The 19,179-nt window shown below is 67.6% G+C and carries 24 protein-coding genes; 8 read left to right on the top strand and 16 right to left on the bottom strand.

Annotated elements, in window-relative coordinates; genetic code table 11:
- The 10 genes from C8D95_RS05065 to glmU form a co-directional block, all read right to left on the bottom strand.
- Entirely contained in the window at window positions 1–231 is a 231-nt protein-coding gene (locus C8D95_RS05065; protein WP_109758090.1) for a hypothetical protein, read from the bottom strand.
- A gap of 113 nt (window positions 232–344) precedes the next feature.
- Window positions 345–710: an NADH-quinone oxidoreductase subunit A gene (locus C8D95_RS05060; RefSeq protein WP_109758520.1), complete on the bottom strand. Its 366-nt coding sequence runs from the start codon at window positions 708–710 to the stop codon at window positions 345–347.
- Between the two features lie 238 nt (window positions 711–948).
- On the bottom strand, window positions 949–1,215 hold the full coding sequence (locus C8D95_RS05055) for a hypothetical protein (RefSeq protein WP_126918578.1): 267 nt from the start codon (window positions 1,213–1,215) through the stop codon (window positions 949–951).
- 95 nt (window positions 1,216–1,310) lie between these two features.
- Window positions 1,311–2,606 carry a PAS domain-containing protein gene (locus C8D95_RS05050; RefSeq protein WP_241239669.1) on the bottom strand — a complete coding sequence of 432 codons (1,296 nt, stop codon included), beginning with the start codon at window positions 2,604–2,606 and terminating at the stop codon, window positions 1,311–1,313.
- Window positions 2,607–2,651: 45 nt separating this feature from the next.
- Window positions 2,652–3,452 (bottom strand): EcsC family protein, encoded by an 801-nt coding sequence (locus C8D95_RS05045; protein ID WP_164721693.1) that lies wholly within the window; start codon window positions 3,450–3,452, stop codon window positions 2,652–2,654.
- Window positions 3,449–3,961 (bottom strand): lysozyme inhibitor LprI family protein, encoded by a 513-nt coding sequence (locus tag C8D95_RS05040; protein ID WP_109758086.1) that lies wholly within the window; start codon window positions 3,959–3,961, stop codon window positions 3,449–3,451. Before C8D95_RS05040 ends, C8D95_RS05045 begins: the two co-directional genes overlap by 4 nt.
- Window positions 3,962–4,020: 59 nt before the next feature.
- Window positions 4,021–4,740: a flavodoxin family protein gene (locus C8D95_RS05035; protein WP_109758085.1), complete on the bottom strand. Its 720-nt coding sequence runs from the start codon at window positions 4,738–4,740 to the stop codon at window positions 4,021–4,023.
- 57 nt (window positions 4,741–4,797) lie between these two features.
- Complete coding sequence (locus tag C8D95_RS05030; protein WP_109758084.1) at window positions 4,798–6,333, bottom strand: AMP-binding protein; 1,536 nt, start codon at window positions 6,331–6,333, stop codon at window positions 4,798–4,800.
- 52 nt (window positions 6,334–6,385) lie between these two features.
- The gene (gene glmS / locus C8D95_RS05025; RefSeq protein ID WP_109758083.1) at window positions 6,386–8,200 is read right to left on the bottom strand and encodes a glutamine--fructose-6-phosphate transaminase (isomerizing); all 1,815 of its coding nucleotides are present in this window, start codon (window positions 8,198–8,200) and stop codon (window positions 6,386–6,388) included.
- Window positions 8,201–8,203: 3 nt separating this feature from the next.
- Complete coding sequence (gene glmU, locus C8D95_RS05020; RefSeq protein ID WP_109758082.1) at window positions 8,204–9,556, bottom strand: bifunctional UDP-N-acetylglucosamine diphosphorylase/glucosamine-1-phosphate N-acetyltransferase GlmU; 1,353 nt, start codon at window positions 9,554–9,556, stop codon at window positions 8,204–8,206.
- A gap of 121 nt (window positions 9,557–9,677) precedes the next feature.
- On the opposite strand from glmU, the gene C8D95_RS05015 reads away from it, so the two are divergent.
- Window positions 9,678–10,358: an HAD-IA family hydrolase gene (locus tag C8D95_RS05015; RefSeq protein ID WP_241239670.1), complete on the top strand. Its 681-nt coding sequence runs from the start codon at window positions 9,678–9,680 to the stop codon at window positions 10,356–10,358.
- Window positions 10,359–10,396: 38 nt separating this feature from the next.
- On the opposite strand, the gene C8D95_RS05010 is transcribed toward C8D95_RS05015, so the two are convergent.
- Complete coding sequence (locus C8D95_RS05010; RefSeq protein ID WP_109758080.1) at window positions 10,397–10,879, bottom strand: pyridoxamine 5'-phosphate oxidase family protein; 483 nt, start codon at window positions 10,877–10,879, stop codon at window positions 10,397–10,399.
- Between the two features lie 127 nt (window positions 10,880–11,006).
- On the opposite strand from C8D95_RS05010, the gene C8D95_RS05005 reads away from it, so the two are divergent.
- Together C8D95_RS05005 and C8D95_RS05000 are read left to right on the top strand one after the other, a co-directional pair.
- Complete coding sequence (locus C8D95_RS05005; RefSeq protein WP_109758079.1) at window positions 11,007–12,167, top strand: acyl-CoA dehydrogenase family protein; 1,161 nt, start codon at window positions 11,007–11,009, stop codon at window positions 12,165–12,167.
- Entirely contained in the window at window positions 12,164–12,607 is a 444-nt protein-coding gene (locus C8D95_RS05000) for a hypothetical protein (protein ID WP_109758078.1), read from the top strand. The genes C8D95_RS05005 and C8D95_RS05000 overlap by 4 nt, the downstream gene beginning before the upstream one ends.
- A 6-nt stretch (window positions 12,608–12,613) precedes the next feature.
- Here C8D95_RS05000 and C8D95_RS04995 read toward each other — a convergent pair whose 3' ends face one another.
- Window positions 12,614–13,042 (bottom strand): D-galactarate dehydratase, encoded by a 429-nt coding sequence (locus C8D95_RS04995; protein ID WP_109758077.1) that lies wholly within the window; start codon window positions 13,040–13,042, stop codon window positions 12,614–12,616.
- A gap of 83 nt (window positions 13,043–13,125) precedes the next feature.
- Here C8D95_RS04995 and moaA point away from each other — a divergent pair, with 83 nt between their 5' ends.
- The 4 genes from moaA (at window position 13,126) to C8D95_RS21925 (ending at window position 14,911) form a co-directional block, all read left to right on the top strand.
- Window positions 13,126–14,133, top strand: coding sequence for a GTP 3',8-cyclase MoaA (gene moaA / locus C8D95_RS04990; protein WP_109758076.1), 1,008 nt, complete (start codon window positions 13,126–13,128; stop codon window positions 14,131–14,133).
- 92 nt (window positions 14,134–14,225) lie between these two features.
- Entirely contained in the window at window positions 14,226–14,483 is a 258-nt protein-coding gene (locus C8D95_RS04985) for a hypothetical protein (RefSeq protein ID WP_109758075.1), read from the top strand.
- Between the two features lie 120 nt (window positions 14,484–14,603).
- Window positions 14,604–14,771: a hypothetical protein gene (locus C8D95_RS21930; protein ID WP_164721694.1), complete on the top strand. Its 168-nt coding sequence runs from the start codon at window positions 14,604–14,606 to the stop codon at window positions 14,769–14,771.
- Window positions 14,771–14,911, top strand: coding sequence for a hypothetical protein (locus C8D95_RS21925; RefSeq protein ID WP_164721695.1), 141 nt, complete (start codon window positions 14,771–14,773; stop codon window positions 14,909–14,911). The genes C8D95_RS21930 and C8D95_RS21925 overlap by 1 nt, the downstream gene beginning before the upstream one ends.
- Before the next feature lie 4 nt (window positions 14,912–14,915).
- Here the strand turns inward: C8D95_RS21925 and C8D95_RS04980 are convergent, their stop codons facing one another.
- Genes C8D95_RS04980 through C8D95_RS04965 form a run of 4 tightly spaced genes read right to left on the bottom strand, consistent with a single transcriptional unit; the run spans window position 14,916 to window position 18,754 of the window.
- The gene (locus C8D95_RS04980) at window positions 14,916–15,344 is read right to left on the bottom strand and encodes a PaaI family thioesterase (RefSeq protein WP_109758074.1); all 429 of its coding nucleotides are present in this window, start codon (window positions 15,342–15,344) and stop codon (window positions 14,916–14,918) included.
- Window positions 15,344–16,822, bottom strand: coding sequence for a carboxypeptidase M32 (locus tag C8D95_RS04975; RefSeq protein ID WP_109758073.1), 1,479 nt, complete (start codon window positions 16,820–16,822; stop codon window positions 15,344–15,346). Before C8D95_RS04975 ends, C8D95_RS04980 begins: the two co-directional genes overlap by 1 nt.
- Window positions 16,819–17,964, bottom strand: a complete 1,146-nt coding sequence (gene ctaA, locus C8D95_RS04970) for a heme A synthase (protein ID WP_109758072.1) — start codon at window positions 17,962–17,964, stop codon at window positions 16,819–16,821. Before ctaA ends, C8D95_RS04975 begins: the two co-directional genes overlap by 4 nt.
- A gap of 28 nt (window positions 17,965–17,992) precedes the next feature.
- Window positions 17,993–18,754, bottom strand: coding sequence for an RNA methyltransferase (locus tag C8D95_RS04965; RefSeq protein WP_109758071.1), 762 nt, complete (start codon window positions 18,752–18,754; stop codon window positions 17,993–17,995).
- Between the two features lie 66 nt (window positions 18,755–18,820).
- Here C8D95_RS04965 and C8D95_RS04960 point away from each other — a divergent pair, with 66 nt between their 5' ends.
- Window positions 18,821–19,153 (top strand): TfoX/Sxy family protein, encoded by a 333-nt coding sequence (locus C8D95_RS04960; protein ID WP_109758070.1) that lies wholly within the window; start codon window positions 18,821–18,823, stop codon window positions 19,151–19,153.
- Window positions 19,154–19,179 lie beyond the last annotated feature (26 nt).

Below are 19,179 nucleotides of genomic sequence, written 5' to 3'. Positions count from 1 at the left end.
CTACTCTTTTGCGCCGGCTGAGCAGGAGTTGCCCGGGCAGTCCGGCGCCTTTTCCACGGGACGCTGGCCTTTGGCCGAACCGAGGGTCTGCGCGGGTCCGACGGTCTCCGTCCCGACGGTCTCGCCCGGGACTTCCGTATTGCCCTGGTTGTGGGCCTTTGCGAAGGCCGATCCGGACGCGAGAAGCAACGCGGCGGCGGCGATCGAGGTCAGTTTCGTCATGCTGGTCATATGGAGCCTCCTTGTGTCAGCACGGAAGCCACGTCGCAGTCGCCAGATAGTTTCGCCGGCTCAACAAATGAAAACGGCGGCACAAGGCCGCCGCGTCTCAAGCCGGGCCGGGATCACTCCCAGTCCATCGCGCCTTTCTTCCACTCGTAAGCGAAGCCGGCGGTCAGGACGGCGAGGAACGCCATCATCGACCAGAAGGCCACGTCGCTGAGGCTGCCGAAGGCCACCGCCCAGGGAAACAGGAAGGCGATCTCGAGGTCGAAGATGATGAACAGGATCGACACGAGGTAGAAGCGCACGTCGAATTTCATCCGCGCGTCGTCGAAGGCGTTGAAGCCGCATTCGTAGGCCGAGAGCTTCTCGGGGTTCGCGTCGTTCGGCGCGACGAGGACCGCGGCCAGGATCAGGACAAGACCGAGGCCCACGGCGATGCCGAGGAAGACGAGGATCGGCAGGTATTCCAGCAGGATCAGCTCCACGTCGGTCTCCATAGCCATCGGTCGCACCCTGACGGGTCGCACCGGTCGGCCCCTGCATACGTCGCTCACCCGGGACGGTCAACGCTCGAGGATGAGCGGCCGCGATCCGGGCGGCCGCGATCTCGGGCAGAGCGCGCGGTCATGGATCAGGGCGGGTCAACGCTCGCAGGTAAGCGGCCGCCTTTTGAGCGACCGCCGCGATCCCAGGCAGAGCGCGCGGTCATGGATCAAGGGCGGGTCAGGGTTCAGGGACGGCCGGCGGCGTCTGAGCGTCGCCCGCCTCTTCCGGCGAGATGGCGTCGCTGTCGGGTGTCCCCACTTCCCCTGTCCCGTCCGGGGCGGGAGGCGGCGTGACGAGACCTGCGAAGACCGACTGGGGGTCCGCGCCTCGCGCGATGGCACGGGCCGCCACGCCTTGTGCGTTGCGTGGAACGTCGACGCCCTCGCTACGGGCGGTCTGAACCGCGTCGCGGGCCGCCTGGCCCACTGCGCGTGGGGTCGTCACGGGCTCCCGCGGTACCGGGGCGCGAGTGGCGGCGGAAGCAGAGGCAGTCATCGGCATGGTCATTCGGTCTCTCCTTTAAATCAGGTCGCGGCGTCTCACTCGCGCCTCTGCAGTTCGATCATTCCCTGGATGTCGCGGCTCAGGGTCGCAACCTCGTCGAGAAGACCGCCGATCTTGTCCTGGAACCGTCCGAGCTGACCGATGATCTCGGCCAGCCCCAGACCCGCTGCACCCATCCGCGCCATCTCGATCTTGCAGAGCACCCGCGTGGTGCCGAGGCCGAGGATGTGGCGGTGCATGGCGGAACAGGCCATCTGGATGCGCATCGCTTCGCCCTGGATGACCTCAAGCCCCTTTTCCGCGCGGCGGGCGTATTCTCCGACGATGGCGTTGAGGTTCGAACGCTCGGCGTCGACGTCGATCATGCCCAGCTCGCTGCGTTCGGCCACGAGCTGGCGGTCGCATTGTCGCAGGATGCCCACCACGCCCTCGAGGAACATCGACATGTCGACGCTGGCGTTGATGGTCGAAAAGTTGCTGTCTTCGCCCACGACATGCGTCTCGAACCACTTCGAGATGTCGGACGACATCGAGCCGTAGTTGCCCGACAGCGTGCTGAACGGACCCCCGGTCGGTTCCAGCCGCGAGGCCATGACGCGCATGTTGTGAGGAATGATCTGGACCGCCGCGAAGGACTGGACCAGTTCGTCGGTCGCCGCCTTCAGGCGTTCGGCCGCGTCGAGCATGGCCTTGAAGCGCAGAAGCCGCGTGTCGCGCGGCAGCCGCAGGCCCTCGTTGCGCGATTGAAGCTCTTCGGTCAGAGCGTGCGAGGCGAAGCGGGCATAGCTGTCGAAGCCGTGGTCGCGCAGCCGGGCGACGAACCGTTTCGCGCTGTCTTCGGGCGACAGACCCTCGTCCGTTTCGGCTTTTCGAAGCGCGTCGTATTCCGCGCGAACCTCGTCGAAGAGAAGGCTCGACGGCTTGATCCGGGCCGAGAGATACCCGCCTTCACACGGCAGGACGCAGGCGAAGACCCAATAATGCAGGCCGTCGCGCGCGCGGTTCTTGACATAGGCCCCGATCGCCTCGCCGCGCTTGATCGTGTCCCACATGAGCCAGAACAGACCTTTCGGCGTGTCGCGGTGACGGATCACCTTGTGCGGCGCGCCCAGAAGCTCTGGCCAGTCGTAATCCGCGGTGCGGCGGAAGACGTGGTTGCCGCTGCGGATGACGCCGCGGTCGTCGGTGCGCGAGAAGAACACCTCGTCGAGGCCGAAGGGCGCCTCTCCCGTCGCGGGGCGGATATCGCGCAAAGCGGCGGCCCCATCCTCGAAGAGGGGACCCGATGCGGGCTGGGACGGGGACGGGGTGACTTTGGGTGTGTCGAACATGGCCTGCGGATAGCAGGGATTCGCTGCCGAAGGATTAAGCCGGCCTCAGTCCTGCGTCAGCCGACCTTCGATGATGTGCTCGTTCACCTCGAGCCAGCGCGCGCGGTAGGCGAAGCGCGCCGCCGCCGCCACGTCGTTCTGGAAGGCCGCGTTGACCCCCGCACCGATGGCCGCGCCGACGAAGGGCACGGCCTGCGCCATCTTCCTCGTCGCCAGGTTGACACCAAGCGTCTGCGCCACCCTCCGCGTGGCCGCGACGGTGCCCGCCGACTGCCCCGTCAGGTTGACGATCTTGCCCCACTCCTCGGGCGACATCTCGGACCGCTCGCGCGCCAGCCGCTCGATGGCCGCCAGACGCTCGTCGCGCCCGTTCGCGCCGGCCAGCTGCAGAACATCGAGGATATAGAGCCGCTCCGCCTCGGTGGCGGCCCCGAACCCATAGCAGAGCCCCGTCAGACGCACTGTCCGAAGCGCCAGCGTGATCGTCGTCGGAATGTCGATGGCAAGACCCAGCGCACCCAGGGCCCCGGCCGCGCCGCCGCCCGTCACCGCATAGCCCAGCGCCCAGCGGCGCACCTCGGCCGCCGCCTCGTCGCAAGCGGCTAGATCGGAAAAGTCGTGCTGGATCGCGGCCTTGCGGATCGAACTCGATGCCGCCCACTCGGCCCCGCGAATGGCCGCTTCGATGACCTCGGGCGGCATGAAACGGCGTGTGACTGCGCCCAGTGGCGCCGCGACGGCCCGCACCGCGCGCGGCAGGCTCGACGGAGGGGCCGCTCGGTACGCGTCCTGTTCGGCCAGCACGGTCTCGACGTACTGGACGACGACATCGGTCCCCTCGCTCATCGCTCCTCCCGCATGGCGCGTAGCTCGATCGTGCGCGTGGCCGTCATGTCCGCATGGCATCCCGCTCCCGCGATCGAGCGCATCGAGCCCGCACCCCATTGCGCACGGGCCAGGGCACATTCGGCATCCCGGAACGCGATCCACGCGCGCTGCGCAGCCTTGAGCGCCGCGGCGCGCGGGGGAATGCCGGGAAAGGAGGCGGCTTCCTCGGCATCCTGTTCGTCGAAGACGGCCATCGTCGCCTTGTATTCCTCGTTCAGATGGCGATCCCAGGCCGCAGCCTCGGCCATCAGGCACGAGGACATGCCAAGCGTCGTCTGCCCGCCGTCTTCGCGGTCCATGCAGGAGCCGGAGACGGCATCCCGGCAGCCGTTCAGCGCCTCGGATGTCTCGGCAGAGGAATAACAGGCGTCAAGCGCCGGTCCGTAGGCGTCGAGTTCGTGCTCGGTCGCGCCGGCGGGGGCGCCGAAGGCGAGAACGACAGCAATCAGGGTGGGGGCAAAGCGCATCACACATCAAGAGATAGGCGTTCGCTGCGTCTCCGTCACCTCCCTCCTCGCACGCGCCGTCAGGAACGGTACTCGGGGTTCTCGAAGCCGAAGCGAGACCCGGCCTTCCAGGCCTCGCGGTCGTTGCCTTGCCTCGGGTAGCCGCCGGCCTCTTTCAGCATCCGCGCGAGGTGCATCAGGTTCCAGGTCATGATCGTCGTGTTGCGCTGCGTGAACTCGTTGTCGAATCCCACCCGGCCGCCCTGCCCGTCGTCGTCGCCATAGGACGGCCCCGGCCCGGCCTCGCCGATCCAGCCGCAATCGGCCTGGGGCGGGATGGTGTAACCGAGGTGGTTCAACGCGAAGCCAAGCGACATCGCGACGTGCTTGATGCCGTCCTCGTTGCCGGTGATGACCGAGCCTGCAACCTTGCCGTAGAACACTGACTGGCCCTTGTCGTTCAGCTTGGCCGACATGGCGTAAAGCCGCTCTATCAGAAGACGGCAGACGCTCGACTCCTCTCCGAGCCAGAGGGGTGTTCCGACCACGAGGATGTCGGCGGCCTTCACCCTTTCCCACAGCTCCGGCCAGTCGTCGCGGTCCCAGCCTTCGTCGGTCATGTCGGGCTGGACGCCGGGCGGCACAGTCCAGTCGTTCAGGTAGATCTCGTCGACCGAGACGCCCTCCTTGCGCATGATCGCGGAACTGGCGTTCAGGAGAAGCTGCGTATGGCTCTCGGTCCGCACCTTCTTTAGCGAGGTGTTGACGTAGAGCGCAGCGAGATCGTCGAAGCCGGACATGGGACCCCCTTCAGTTGGCAAGGGGGACCAAATAGCCCTCGACCGGCGGCCGGCCACTCATTCGGACGAGGCGCGCGCCTTCAGCTCCCTGCGGATCACCTTGCCCGTCACCGTCATCGGCAGCGCGTCGAGAAACGCCACCTCTCGCGGATAGAGATGCGCTGAAAGCCGATCCCGCACCCAGGCCTGCAACTCGGGGGCCGCGACCTCCGCCCCCGGCTTGAGGACGACGTAGGCCTTGACGACCTCGGTCCGCAGAGGGTCGGGCTTGCCGACGACGCCAACCGTCGCCACGGCGGGATGGGTCATCAGGCAGTCCTCGATCTCGGCCGGCCCGATGCGGTAGCCGGCGCTGGTGATGACGTCGTCTTCCCGCCCCACAAAGCGGATGAACCCGTCCTCGATCACGCCCCGGTCACCCGTCACCAGCCAGTCGCCGCGAAACTTGTCGGCAGTGGCCTGCGGGTTGTTCCAGTACCCCAGCATCATCGAGCCCGCGCCCTTGCGCACCGCGATGTCGCCCTCGCCCACCGTCTCGCGCCCCTCGCCGTCGATCACCGCGACTTCGAAGCCCGGCACTGCCTTGCCGATGGCTCCGGGCCTTGGCGCGAACATCGCCGAGGACGAACTCGCCACCATGTTGCACTCGGTCTGGCCGTAGAACTCGTTGATCGTGAGGCCAAAGGCGCGACGACCCCAGTCCAGCATCTCGGCCCCCAGGGGCTCGCCCCCCGAGGCGACCGAGCGCAGGCCGGGGATTGCCGCATCCGACGCTTTGAGCATCCTGAGCGCGGTGGGCGGGAAGAAGACGTTGCGCACGCCACCCTCGGTCACGATGCGCGCGCAGGCTTCGGGCGTGTACTTCTCCATCCGCGCGGCCACGACCGGGACGCCGAGCGCCAGACCCGGCATCAGCACGTCGAAGAGCCCCCCGATCCAGGCCCAGTCCGCCGGCGTCCATATGACGTCGCCCGGCTGTCCGAGATAGTCGTGGCTCATCTCGACCCCCGGCAAGTGGCCGGTCAGGACGCGGTGGCCGTGCAGCGCGCCCTTCGGCTTGCCCGTGGTGCCCGAGGTATAGATGAGGACCGCCGGATCCTCCGGGCCAGTGTCGGCGAAGGACAAGGGCGCGGATGCGAGCGCCTCCGAGGCCGGCACGATGACCTCGAGATCGAACGGAACGAGCATCGCCGCGCCCTCGGGGTCCGTCACGACGACGCGCGCGCCCGAATCTCCCAGCCGCGACGCCAGAGCATCCTCCCGGAAGAGCTTGAAAAGCGGGACGGATATCGCGCCCAGGCTCCAGGCGGCCAAGTGAGCCGCAGCACACCAGGGGTCCTGGCTCAGAAGGACGCCCACCCGGTCGCCCCGCACGACACTGCGTGCCGAAAGCGACTTCGCCAGCGCCCCCGTCATGCCGCGCAGGTCGCCGAAGGTCACCTCGCGGCCAGCCCCAAGATCCCGGATCGCCAGCGCTTCGTCCGGCTTCTCCAGCACCTGCCGGGCCATGTTCAGCCGCTCGGGAAACTCCCACCGGAATCCGGCCTTGAGCGCGTCATATCCCAGAGGTTCGAGCACACCCTCCCCCTTCATCGGTCCCCAAATATCCCGGGGAGCGCGAGGGGCCGCGCCCCTCGCTCCCGCCCTATTCGACCGTCACCGACTTCGCGAGGTTCCTCGGCTGATCCACGTCCGTCCCCTTGGCGACAGCGGTGTGATAGGCCAGCAACTGCGCCGGGATGGCGTAGAGCACCGGCGCGATCAACTCCGGCACCGTCGGCATCTCGATCACCTGCCAGCACCCCTCGCTCGCTTCGACCGCGCCAAGGCGGTCGGTGACGAGAACGACCTTGCCACCCCGCGCCATGACCTCTTGCATGTTCGAGACGGTCTTGTCGAAAAGCGCGGTCCGCGGCGCGAAGACGATGACGGGGACGCTTCGGTCGATCAGCGCGATGGGTCCGTGCTTCAACTCGCCGGACGCATAGCCTTCGGCATGGATGTAGCTGATTTCCTTCAGCTTCAGCGCGCCTTCGAGCGCCAGCGGGAACATCGAGCCCCGACCGAGGAAGAGGATGTCCTGCGCCTCGGCGAGCTTGACCGAGGTTTCCTCGATCCGCTCCGACGCGGCCAGCGCCTGCGCCATCAGGCCCGGCAGCGAGGAGAGCGACGCCATGTGACCTGCCATCGCCTCGTCCGTCACGCGTCCCCGGTCGCGCCCCGCCTTGAGCGCGAGAAGGAGAAGGACAAGCAGCTGGCAGGTGAAAGCCTTGGTCGAGGCGACCCCGATCTCGGCCCCCGCGAAGATCGGCAGCGCGAGGTCGCTTTCGCGCGCGATGGAGCTTTCGGGCACGTTCACCACCGAGACGATCCGCGCCCGCGTCGCGACATGGCGCAGCGCCGCCAGCGTATCAGCCGTCTCGCCCGACTGGGACACGAAGATCGCCAGCGTCTTCGGGCCGACCGGCGCATCGCGGTAGCGGTACTCCGACGCCACGTCGACCTCGACGGGGATGCCGGCAAGCTGCTCGAACCAGTATTTCGCCGTGGCGCAGGCATAGTAGGCTGTGCCGCAGGCGACCATGACGATGCGGTCGACCTCGGCGAAGTCGGGCGTCGTCTCCGGCAGCGTGATCGCGCCGTCGTTCAGATAATGCGCCAGCGCGTCGGCGAGGACCGTCGGCTGCTCAGCGATCTCCTTCGCCATGAAGTGCTTGTGACCGCCCTTCTCGATCCGCGCCGTGTCGATCTGGATCGTGCGCACCTCGCGGTTGGCCTTGCTGCCCGAGCCGTCCCAGAACTCGACGCCCTGGCGGGTCAGGACGGCGCGGTCGCCCTCCTCGAGATAGCTGATGCGGTCGGTCAGGGGCGCCAGAGCGATGGCGTCGGAGCCGAGGAACATCTCGCCCTCGCCATACCCAACCGCCAGAGGAGAGCCGCGGCGCGCTGCGACGATCAGATCCTCCTCTCCGTCGAAGAGGAAGGCCAGCGCATAGGCGCCCTCGAGCCGCGCGATGGTCTGCTCGGCCGCATCGCGCGGCGAGAGGCCCTGATCGATGAACGACTGGCAGAGAAGCGAGACGGTCTCGGTGTCCGTGTCGGACTCGCAGGCGTATCCCTTCTGCGTCAGCTCCGCGCGCAACGGGCGGAAGTTCTCGATGATCCCGTTGTGGACGACCGCCACGCCGCCCGAGCGGTGCGGGTGCGCGTTCCGAACCGAAGGCTCGCCATGCGTGGCCCAGCGGGTGTGCCCGATCCCGGCCTTCCCGGCAAGAGGTTCGCGGACCAGGAGGTCCGAGAGGTTCGCGAGCTTGCCGACCGCCCGTCGCCGGTCGAGCTGTCCGCAATTCACCGTCGCGATGCCCGCGCTGTCGTAGCCGCGATACTCCAGCCGTTTCAGCGCCTCGACCAGCGTCGGCGCCGCTTCGTGGTCACCGAGGATTCCGACAATACCGCACATGGTTCAGCCTTTCTGCTGCTGCGCCGCCTTCGCGGCACGAAGCTTGTCGAAGAAGCGGCGCGCGAAGCCCGCCTTGTTGACCTGACGCGACCGCGCCACAGCCAGATCGCCCGCAGGCACGTTCATCGTGACGACCGAGCCGGTGGCCGTCATGGCGTGGTCGCCGACCGTGACGGGCGCGACCAGCATGGTGTTCGACCCGATGAAGACGCCCTCGCCCACCTCGGTCCGGTGCTTGAAGACGCCGTCATAGTTGCATGTGATCGTTCCCGCGCCGATATTCGTGCGCGCGCCGATGCCCGCATCCCCGATGTAGCTCAGGTGGTTCACCTTCGCGCCCTCGCCGACCTCGGAGTTCTTGATCTCGACGAAGTTGCCGATGTGGGCGTTGTTCGCGATCTCCGCCCCCGGTCGAAGTCGCGCATAGGGACCGACGATGGCCCCGCCCGAGACGTGGCAGCCTTCGAGATGCGAGAAGGCGCGGATCGTGGCGCCCGTCTCGACCGTGACGCCGGGCCCGAAGACGACGAAGGGCTCGACCAGAGCGTCGCGGCCGATGTGGGTGTCATGGGCGAAATGCACCGTGTCTGGCGCGACGAGGGTCACGCCCATCTCGAGCATCTCGGCGCGCTTCGCCGCCTGGAACACCGCCTCGGCGGCCGCGAGGTCGGCGCGGGTGTTGATGCCCAGCGTCTCGTCCTCGTCGCAGGTCACGGCCTCGACGCGCAGCCCCTCGGCGCGCGCGAGTTCGGCGATGTCGGTGAGATAGTACTCGCCCGCCGCATTGTCGTTTCCGACCGAACCGGCAAGGCGCAGAAGCGTGTCGGTCGAGGCGAGGACGACGCCCGAGTTGCAGAGCGTGATCGCCCTCTCGGCCTCGCTCGCGTCCTTGAATTCGACGATCTTCAGAAGGATGTCGCCCTGCATCACCATGCGGCCATAGCGCGCCGGATCGGCCGCCTCGAACCCCAGGAAGACGACATCCGCGCCGCGTCCCCGCGCCGCCTGCATCGCCTCGATGGTGCCCGGCCTGATGAAGGGTGTGTCGCCATAGAGAAGAAGCGTGTCGCCGCCTGCGTCCGCCAGCGCGCCGGCCGCGACCGTGACGGCGTGCGCCGTCCCAAGCCTTTCGGTCTGTTCGACGACGACGATGTCCTCCTCCATCGCCTCAGCCGCCTTGCGCACCGCGTCGCCGCCGTGGCCCACGACGATGACGCGAAACCCTTCCAGCCCCGAGGCGGACGCCAGCGCATGGGCGAAGAGCGGTGCGCCCCCGATCTCATGCAGCACCTTCGGGCGGTCGGACAGCATCCGGCTGCCTTCGCCCGCGGCCAGGAGGATGAGATGGGTCGACATGCGCACTTTCCTTTTCGTCCGCGACCTTCTACCCGCGAAACGAAGGGGCGCAAAGCATGCCCTGCATCAAATACTGTTGCCGGACATTACAGGTGTCCCGGCATCGACCGGGAGGACGGCGGTGAAGGACACGGTGATCTTCGACCTCGACGGCACGCTCGCCGACACGGGAGCGGACCTCATCGCCGCGGCGAACGAATGTTTCCGCGTCCTCGGGCACGAGAGCGTCCTCGATCCGGTCGCGGACAAGCTGACGGCGTTTCATGGCGGGCGCGCGATGCTGCGGCTCGGTTTCTCGCGCATCGGCGCGGGCCACGGAGAGGCCGATGTCGACCGGGCGTATCCGGACCTGCTGGCCTACTACGGCGAGAATATCGACCGCGAGACGACCCTGTATCCGGGCGCGATGCAGGCGGTCGCGGCACTCTCGGAGACAAACCATGCCGTCGGCATCTGCACGAACAAGCCCGAAGGACTGGCGGAGACGCTTTTGCAGAAGCTGGGGGTAAGGGGGGCGTTCGGGTCGCTTGTGGGGGCGGACACGCTTGCGGTGCGCAAGCCTGATCCGGAAACCTTCTTCGAAGCAGTACGCCGGGCCGGGGGAAATCCGGCCCGCGCCGTTCTTGTCGGAGACACCGAGACCGATCTGAGAACCGCGCGAGCCGCGGGGTGTCCGGTGATACTTGTCACTTTCGGCCCCGAAGGCAGAGGTGTGGCCCGCCTTTCGCCCGATGCGCTGATGGCGGACTATACCGAACTTGAGGATCTGGTCCGGCGCCTTCTCGGTCAGGCGCCGGCCTGACGGTCGCGCGTTCGGCGCGGCCACACCGGGGTGTCACGTCAGGCGGCGAACCGCAGGGTGCCGTGCGCGCCCATGTCGGGCTTTGCCTCGCTGACCTGAGACTTTGCCAACTCGTAGAGGAAGCCGAGCCTGCCGGTCGTGGCCCAGACTTCGGCCTCGGTCAGGTCGACGCGCACAAGCTGGACGTCTGGATCCCGCTCTCCGCCCTCGAACCAGGAGTCGGCAACGACGTTCCACAATTCGTCTAGCTTCGCCTTGTCATTCGACAGCGACGCCTTGCCGTCGACGGTGGCATAGAGGTTCGCGGCGCCCTCGGCGACGAGATAGCGTGCCTCCTTCGGTCCCGACGCGAGGCTTTCCACGATATCGGTGCCCTTGGCGGTGATGAACCACAGGACGTTCAGGTCACGGTCGGCGTACTGCGACATCGGGACGGGACGCGCTCCATCGACGGAAAGCATGCCGGACTGCACGTCGTCGAGGCGTTTCCAGAAATCGTCGGCGGTCAGCGTATGGGTCATGTGAAATTCCTTTCGGGTGGTGTTGGCGGACCAACCGTCGAACCCGTCCGGAGTTCCCCTGCCTCCCTTGACGTCGCGCGGTACGAGAGGTCTGGTGGACATCGCAATCGCCGCGAGGGAAAGAAGGATGTTCACGGCCTCGATGCGCTTCGATCTGGGCGAGGACGTCGGCGCGCTGCGCGAGACGGTTCACAGGTGGGCGCAGGACCGCATCCGCCCGATGGCGACCGAGATCGACCGCACAAACGCCTTTCCCTCCGAACTCTGGCCCGAGATGGGCGACCTCGGCCTTCTGGGCATCACAGTCGAGGAAGACTACGGCGGCGCGGGCATGGGCTATCTCGCCCACGCCGTCGCAGTCGAGGAGATCGCACGGGCCTCGGCGTCGGTGTCGCTGTCCTATGGCGCGCACTCGAACCTCTGCGTGAACCAGATCCGGCTGAACGGCACCGACGCGCAGAAGGCAAAGTACCTGCCCGGCCTCGTCTCGGGCCGTCATGTCGGCGCGCTGGCCATGTCCGAGGCGGGGGCGGGATCTGACGTCGTCTCGATGCGTCTTCGCGCCGAGAAGCGGAACGACCACTTCCGGCTGAACGGCACCAAGTACTGGATCACCAACGGGCCCGACGCCGACACGCTTGTCGTCTACGCGAAGACCGACCCTGAGGCCGGATCGAAAGGCATCACCGCCTTCCTGGTCGAGAAATCCATGAAGGGCTTCAGCACCTCGCCCCACTTCGACAAGCTGGGAATGCGCGGCTCGAACACCGCCGAACTGGTTTTCGAGGACGTCGAGGTGCCCTTCGACAACGTCCTCGGGCAGGAGGGCCGCGGCGTCGCCGTCCTGATGTCCGGGCTCGACTACGAGCGCGTCGTCCTCGCCGCCATCGGACCCGGCATCATCGCCGCCTGCCTCGACGAGATCATGCCCTACATGGCCGAAAGGAAGCAGTTCGGGAAACCTATCGGGTCGTTCCAGTTAATGCAGGGCAAGATCGCGGACATGTACACCGCGCTCAACACCGCGCGGGCCTATGTCTACGAGGTCGCAAAGGCCTGCGACCGGGGCGACGTGACGCGCCAGGACGCCGCCGCCTGCTGCCTCTACGCCTCCGAGGTCGCGATGACGCAGGCGCACCAGGCGGTGCAGGCCATGGGGGGCGCTGGGTTCATGGCGGATGCACCCGTGGCGCGGCTGTTCCGCGATGCCAAGCTGATGGAGATAGGGGCAGGCACGAGCGAAATACGTCGGATGCTGATCGGGCGTGAGATGGTGGGGTCGATGTGAAGACGCTTGTCGCCGCCCTGACCCTTGCCGCGCCGGCGATGGCCCAGGACGGGATCGCGCGAGACGTCGCCCGCGAATGTGCCGCCGCGGCGCGGGCGCAGGGTGTCGCGGTCCTGTCGGACTGCGCCGGAAAGCCGGCCGCCGCGGCCTGCGAGATCGACGACACCTTGCCGAAGGCCATTTGCCTGACGGCCGAGGGCATCGCCTGGGACTTCGTTTCGCTGGAACTGGGCGACGAATACCTCAGGCTACGCGACGAGCGCGAACCGGGATGGGACAGGGCCGAGCTTCTCGAGGCCGAGGCGGCCGCGCTGGCCGAGGTTCACGACACCTGCCTCTCGGTCCCGGCGGATGAGGAGTTCGGCACAGCCGACTGCATCGCCCGCCGAAAGCTCGGCCTCGCCGAGGCCTGGCTCAGGCGGCTCAAGTTCGCGGACTGAGGGCGGTCAGAGAACGAAGACCTCGACTTCCGCCAGATCGGTGAGGGGCGCACCGAGAACGCGGAGCGCGCCCAGCGACACCCGGCTCGACGGTCCGGGCCGCAGGTCCACCTCGACGCTCTTGCCCTGGTAGACGACGCGGCCCCGGCCGGCTTCCGTCACGAGAGGCGTCTCGATCCAGAACCCCGGCGCCGCCGGATCCCCCAGCGAGGCGACCGTGGTTCCAAGCGACGTGCCCCCGGAAACGCTGGCGGCCCTGGCCTTCTGCTCGGCGGTCGTGGTGTCGAACTGCTCGACCGTGCGCGCCGTCCGGGGCGGCGGCGGCGCAGGTGCGACGACGGACACCGGAGCGGCCTCTCGGGGTGAGGTCATGCCCTGCAAGGTCGCGCAGGACGGCAGGACGGCGAGGATCGCGACGGCATAGGGTAACTTCATACCGACGAAGGTAGCTCGCCCCCTGCCCCGCTTCAACGGTGCGGGCCCTTGCGGCGCCCCCCGCGGCCTCTTACCCTAAGGACATGGCCACGCCTCAGCTCATAGACCCGTTCCAGCGCGCGATCAGCTATCTGCGCGTCTCGGTGACGGACCGCTGCGATTTCCGCTGCGTCTATTGCATGGCCGAGAACATGACGTTCCTTCCGAAGAAAGAGCTTCTGACGCTCGAGGAACTGGACCGCATGTGTTCGACCTTCGTGCACCTGGGCGTCGAGAAGCTGCGGATCACGGGCGGCGAGCCTCTGGTGCGGCGCGACATCATGACCTTCTTCCGCTCGATGACGCGGCACCTCGAGTCTGGCGCGCTGAAGGAGCTGACGCTGACGACGAATGGCAGCCAGCTCTCTCGCTTCGCCACCGACCTCTTCGACGCTGGCGTCCGCCGCATCAACGTCTCTCTCGACACGCTGGACGAGGACAAGTTCGCCCGCGTCACCCGCTGGGGCCGCCTGCCGCAGGTGCTGAAGGGCATCGATGCCGCGCAAGCCGCCGGCCTTCGGGTCAAGATCAACGCCGTCGCACTCAAGGGCTTCAACGAGGACGAGCTGTTCACGCTGGCCGAATGGTGCGCCTCGCGCGACATGGACCTGACCTGGATCGAGGTGATGCCCATGGGCGACCTTGGCGGCGAGGACCGCGTGGGGCAGTACTGGTCGCTGAAGGACGTGCGAAGTGCCCTGGCCGAACGCTATACGCTCACCGACCTCGCGCACCGCACGGGTGGCCCGGCCCGCTATGTCCGCCTCGAGGAGACGGGACAGCAGGTCGGCTTCATCACGCCCCTGACCCATAACTTCTGCGAGTCCTGCAACCGGGTTCGGCTGACCTGCACCGGCGAGCTTTACATGTGCCTCGGGCAGGAGGACATGGCCGACCTGCGCACGCCGCTGCGCGCCTCCGAGTCCGATGCGCCCCTCGAAGACGCGATCCGCGCCGCCATCGGGCGCAAGCCCAAGGGCCACGACTTCGACTATTCGCGCCAGAAGCCCGACGGCCAGGTCTCGCGCCACATGAGCCACACAGGCGGCTGAACCCGCCCAAGTTTCGCCTCAGACCTTCCCCCCTCGCGGCGCAATCGCCTGATCTTGTCCGCATCGTTCATGGCAACCCAGAGGGTGCGACGATGCGGAAATTCCTTGCGATACTGGCGCTGACAAGCCTAGCCGCCTGCGCGACGGCGACCGAGAAGGTCAATTCTGACGTCAGCGCTGCTGGCCTCAAGCGGTCGACGGCGACTTACTTCTCGACCGCGCCACGAAACGTGCAGGTCGGATCGCTGCGGCAGAGCATGTTGGGGACATCTTACAAGGCCAAGGTCTCGGGCCGGATGTACGACTGCAAATACTTCAGAACCTCGGTCACCTGCCAGCACGCGCGCTGACAGGTAGGCCCCGCGCCAGGATCTCTGCACTCACACTCGACGACCCTGCCTCAGAATCGCCACAATCCGGGCGCTTGATGGCGGAAGTAAGTTGTTGTTAACCGAGTATGAGTGTGTGACATGACCAAGCGTCAACGGCCTCTCGCCGCCCGGACGACCCCGTCCAAAATCCTCCGCGATCCCCAGGACCTTCAGCGCAGCATCGACGTCATGCGCGATTACCGCCGTCAGCGGTACACGACGCGCGTCATCGTCTCGCGTTCGCTTTCGGCCGTGGAGGCAGTGTGATGATCGAGTTTGTCAGCCTGTGCATCGCCCTGGGCTTCGGCGCTTTCACCGTCGGGGTCTGGGCCCTTCTCGACGTGTCCGAGACACTGGACGATGTCCTGTCGGTGGACGGAGAGAGCGCCGACCGCTCGCGCCGCTGAGGCCTCAAGCCCGGGGACGCGAATAGGTCAGCGTCGCCCGCGCGACGAGACCTGACACGCCCTCTGACGTTATCGCCACGTCCCCCACGGCGAGGCCGCGGCCAAGCTTCAGAAGGGTGACATCTGCCACCAGCGCCTTGCCCGCCGCGGGCTTGCGCATGAAATCGATGGACGCACCCGTCGTCACCGCCAACGCCTCGGGCCCGACATGGGCGATGATGGCGAGGTAGACGGCGCAATCGGCCAGCGAGAACATCGTCGGCCCCGAGATCGTGCCGCCCGGCCGCAGGTGGCGATGGTCCGGTTCCATCCGGATCGTCGCCGTCCCGGGCCCGATCGCGGCGACGGTGTAGTCGTCCGACACTTGCGGGAACTCGGCGCGCAGAAACGCCTCGACGCCGGCCACGTCCATCACGGGCGACAGCGCTGCCATCAGAGACCGTAGAGCCCGGAGAACTTCGCCTCGAGATAGTCGAGAAGCGGGCCTTCGTCCGGCTCTCCCCCCACCGCGCGCGCGATGACCTCGCGCGGACGGTAAAGCCCGCCGTGCCGGTGGATGCGCTCGCGCAGCCAATCCGTCGCGGGCGAGGTGTCGCCCTCGGCCAATGCCGCGTCGAGGTCAGGCACGTCACGGCGCAGCGCCGCGTTGAGGCACCCGGCATAGACGTTGCCGAGCGTATATGTCGGGAAATATCCGAACAGCCCCGCCGACCAGTGGACGTCCTGGAGGACGCCATTCGACGGCCGGTCGACGGCCACGCCGAAGTCCTTCTTGAACCGGGCGTTCCAGGCCTCCTGCAGATCCGCCACGGCGAGCCGCCCGTCGATCAGGTCGCGCTCGAGGTCGAAGCGCAGAAGGACGTGGAGGTTGTAGTGAACCTCGTCCGCCTCGGTGCGGATATACCCCGAAGAAACCCGGTTGACGGCAGCATAGAAGGCGTCGGCGTCCGTCACGCCGAAGTCCCCGAAGACCTCACGCATCCGCCCGTAAAGCCAGCCCGTGAAAGGCCGTCCCCGGCCAAGCTGGTTCTCGTAGATCCGGCTCTGGCTCTCGTGGACGCCCATGGACACCCCTTGGCCGATCGGCGTCAGAAGGTAGGCCCGGTCGATGCCCTGCTCGTAGCAGGCGTGCCCGGTCTCGTGGACGGTCGAGTAGAAGCAGTTGAACGGTTCGTGCGGGACCGTCCGGGTAGTGATCCGCACATCGAGACCCGAGCCCGACGAGAACGGATGCACCGCCTTGTCGATACGGCCGTGGTGGGTGTCGTAGCCGAAGGCGCGCGCAAGCTCGGCCGACAGGGCGAGTTGTCCCGCTTCGGAGAAGTCGCCCGACAGCGCGGGCGGCTGGCGTTCGGCGCCGAGGACGCGCTCGCGCAGGGCGACGAGGCGCGGGCGCAGCGCGCCGAACATCGATTCCAGCTCCACCGACGTCGCCCCGGGCTCGTAGTCGTCGAGAAGCGCGTCGTAGAGCGGGCCATTCCCGGCCAGCGCCTCGGCCCTCTCGCGGGTCAGCCGCAGCACCTCGTCGAGCATCGGCGCGAAGCCGGCGAAATCGTCCGCCGCGCGCGCCTTGGCCCAGGCCCGGTGCGCCCGCGACGTGGTCCCCGCCAGGGCCGCCGTCAGCGCCTCGGGCACGCGCGAAGTCTTCTCGAACCCGTGCCGGATCAGCTCGACCTGCCGCGCCTCGACCATGTCGGAGGGACTGGCCGCTGCCAGCCACTCTCCGATGCGCGGGTCGGTCTTGCGCCGGTGGAGAACGCCCGCCAGCGCGGCCATCTCCTCGGCCCGCTGCTCGCCCGCGCCTTCGGGCATCACCGTTTCCTGGTCCCAGCCGAGCCGGCCCATGACCTGGCCAAGCGCCTCGGTCTCGCGCTGGAAGGCGAAAAGCTCTGCGCAGGCGGTGTCGGTCATCGGCTGTCCCTTATCGAACGCACCATGGGATATTGCGCGAGGAACCGCGCGCGAAGAATCAGGACGAAGGCCAGCACCGCGCCAAGCTGGTGCAGGATCGCCAGCCACAGCGGCGCGATCCAGATCACCGTCATGATCCCGAGGATCATCTGGAGAACCAGCATCGCAAGAACGGCGGCAAAGGCGCCTCTCGTGTCGGAATGAGGCGACCGCCGCCCCTTGAGAAAGGCGACGATCCCGAAGGCGACCAGAAGATAGCCCGCCATCCGGTGGATGAACTGCACGAGACCCGGGTTCTCGAAGAAGTTGCGCCACGCGGGCTCGATATCGAAGGCGGCAGGCGGAAAGAACTGCCCTGCCATGTCCGGCCAGTCGTTGAAGGTCCGGCCGGCGTCGATCCCCGCCACAAGCGCTCCGATCAGGATCTGGAGGAAAGCGAAGTGCATCAGCCCGGTGCCGAGCGAAAACAGCTTCGGCTCGCGCGACCGCCGCGTCTGGATCAGCCCGCCCTCGGTTCGGCCGAGGAGAAGGATGAACCACGCCAGCACGCCGAGGATGACGAAGGCGAGGCCAAGGTGCGTGGCGAGGCGATAGGACGCCACGTCCAGCCGCTCGCCGCCAAGGCCGGAGGACACCATCCACCATCCGATGGCGCCCTGAAGGCCACCCAATGCACCGGGGATGACCAGGCGGCCCGTCCAGCCCGGCGGGATGCGCTTCGTCGCCCAGAAGAAGACAAAGCCAAGCGCCCAGACCAGTCCGACGGCGCGACCAAGCTGCCGGTGACCCCATTCCCACCAGTAGATCGTCTTGAACTCCTGCAACGTCATGCCGGTGTTCTGGACCTGGTATTCCGGAATTTCCTTGTACTTATCGAACTCCGAGGCCCAGTCGGCCTCATTCATCGGGGGAAGCGCCCCCGTGACGGGCCTCCACTCGGTGATCGACAACCCGCTGTCCGTCAGGCGGGTCAGCCCGCCCACCGCGATCATCGCGACGACCATCAGGAACAGCACCGCAAGCCAGGCCCGCACCGCGCCGCGCGCGCCCTTCCGCGAGGCGTCGATGACGCCGCCCGCGGGCGCCGCACGAGGGGCCGCGCCCTCGCCCACGTCCTCGAAGATGCTGCGCTTGGTGGTCATTCCGGGTCTCCCGCTTGCAGGCGGCAACTTAGGAGCGAGGCCGACCGCCGTCCAGACGCTCGCCGCGTTCCTTCCAGCGGACCATCTGACGCAGGACGCCGTGGAGCACCTGCACGTCCGCCCGCGTGAGCGGCATCCGGCTCCAGAGGTTGCGCAACGTCACCTTCATGCTGTCGGCCTTGGCCTCGGGGAAGAAGAACCCCGCCTCGACGAGACGGTCCTCGTAGTGCTCGGCCAGTTTCTCGACCTCGATCTGCGTCGCGGGCTCCGTCCCGGCATAATCGGTCACGGCCGCCTCGGCGTTCCCTGTCGCCCGCCGCCACTCGTACCCCAGAAGAAGGACGCACTGGGCGAGGTTCAGCGAGGGGAACTCCGGGTTCACCGGCACGCTGACGATGGCGTTCGCGCGGGCGACGTCCTCGTTTTCCAGACCCGTCCGCTCGGGCCCGAACAGCACCGCCACCCTCTGCCCCGCCGCGATCCGGTCCGCCGCATCGCGCATCGCCGCCTCGGGCGTCAGCACCAGCTTCGTCAGGTCGCGCGACCGCGCCGTGGTGGCATAGACGTAGGCTGCGTCGCCTACGGCCTCGGCTGTCGTGTCGAACAGCCGCGCCTTGTCCAGAAGCCGCCCCGCCCCGCTGGCCATCGCGTCGGCCTTCGGGTTCGGCCAACCGTCCCTCGGCGCCACGATGCGCATCCGGTCGAGACCGAAGTTCCACATCGCGCGCGCCGCCGCGCCGATGTTCTCTCCCATCTGGGGCCGCACGAGAACGACGTCGGGCTGGGTCATGCTAGGCTTCCTCTGCACCGGGCGGGTCATACGATTCGAGATGCCGAAGGACAAGGGAGGCGCGTCATGGCCTGGGACGAAGGGCTGGCGGATACGTTCCGCGAGGATCTGGCCGAGGTCGCCGACCGCCTCGAGGAACGCCGCATGTTCGGCGGCCTCTGCTTCATGCTGGACGGCCACATGCTGTGCGGCGTCCACAAGGGCGGCGCGATGGTCCGCGTCGGCAAGGACCGCCACGCGCAGGCGCTGGCGATGGACGGCGTGAGCGAGCTTGCCTTCACCGGGCGTCCCATGGGCGGCCTCGTCGACGTCTCGGCCTCCACGATGGCCGACGACGAGGCGCGCGCGGCTCTCCTGGCGCTGGCGATGGAGAACGTCCGCAGCCTTCCCCCGCGCTGAACCCCGCGCTATAGCCGGAACCAGAC

The sequence above is a fragment of the Silicimonas algicola genome (genome assembly GCF_003148765.1).
In the GTDB taxonomy this organism is placed as follows: Bacteria; Pseudomonadota; Alphaproteobacteria; order Rhodobacterales; family Rhodobacteraceae; genus Silicimonas; species Silicimonas algicola.
This window is presented reverse-complemented; position numbering and strand designations above follow the sequence as displayed.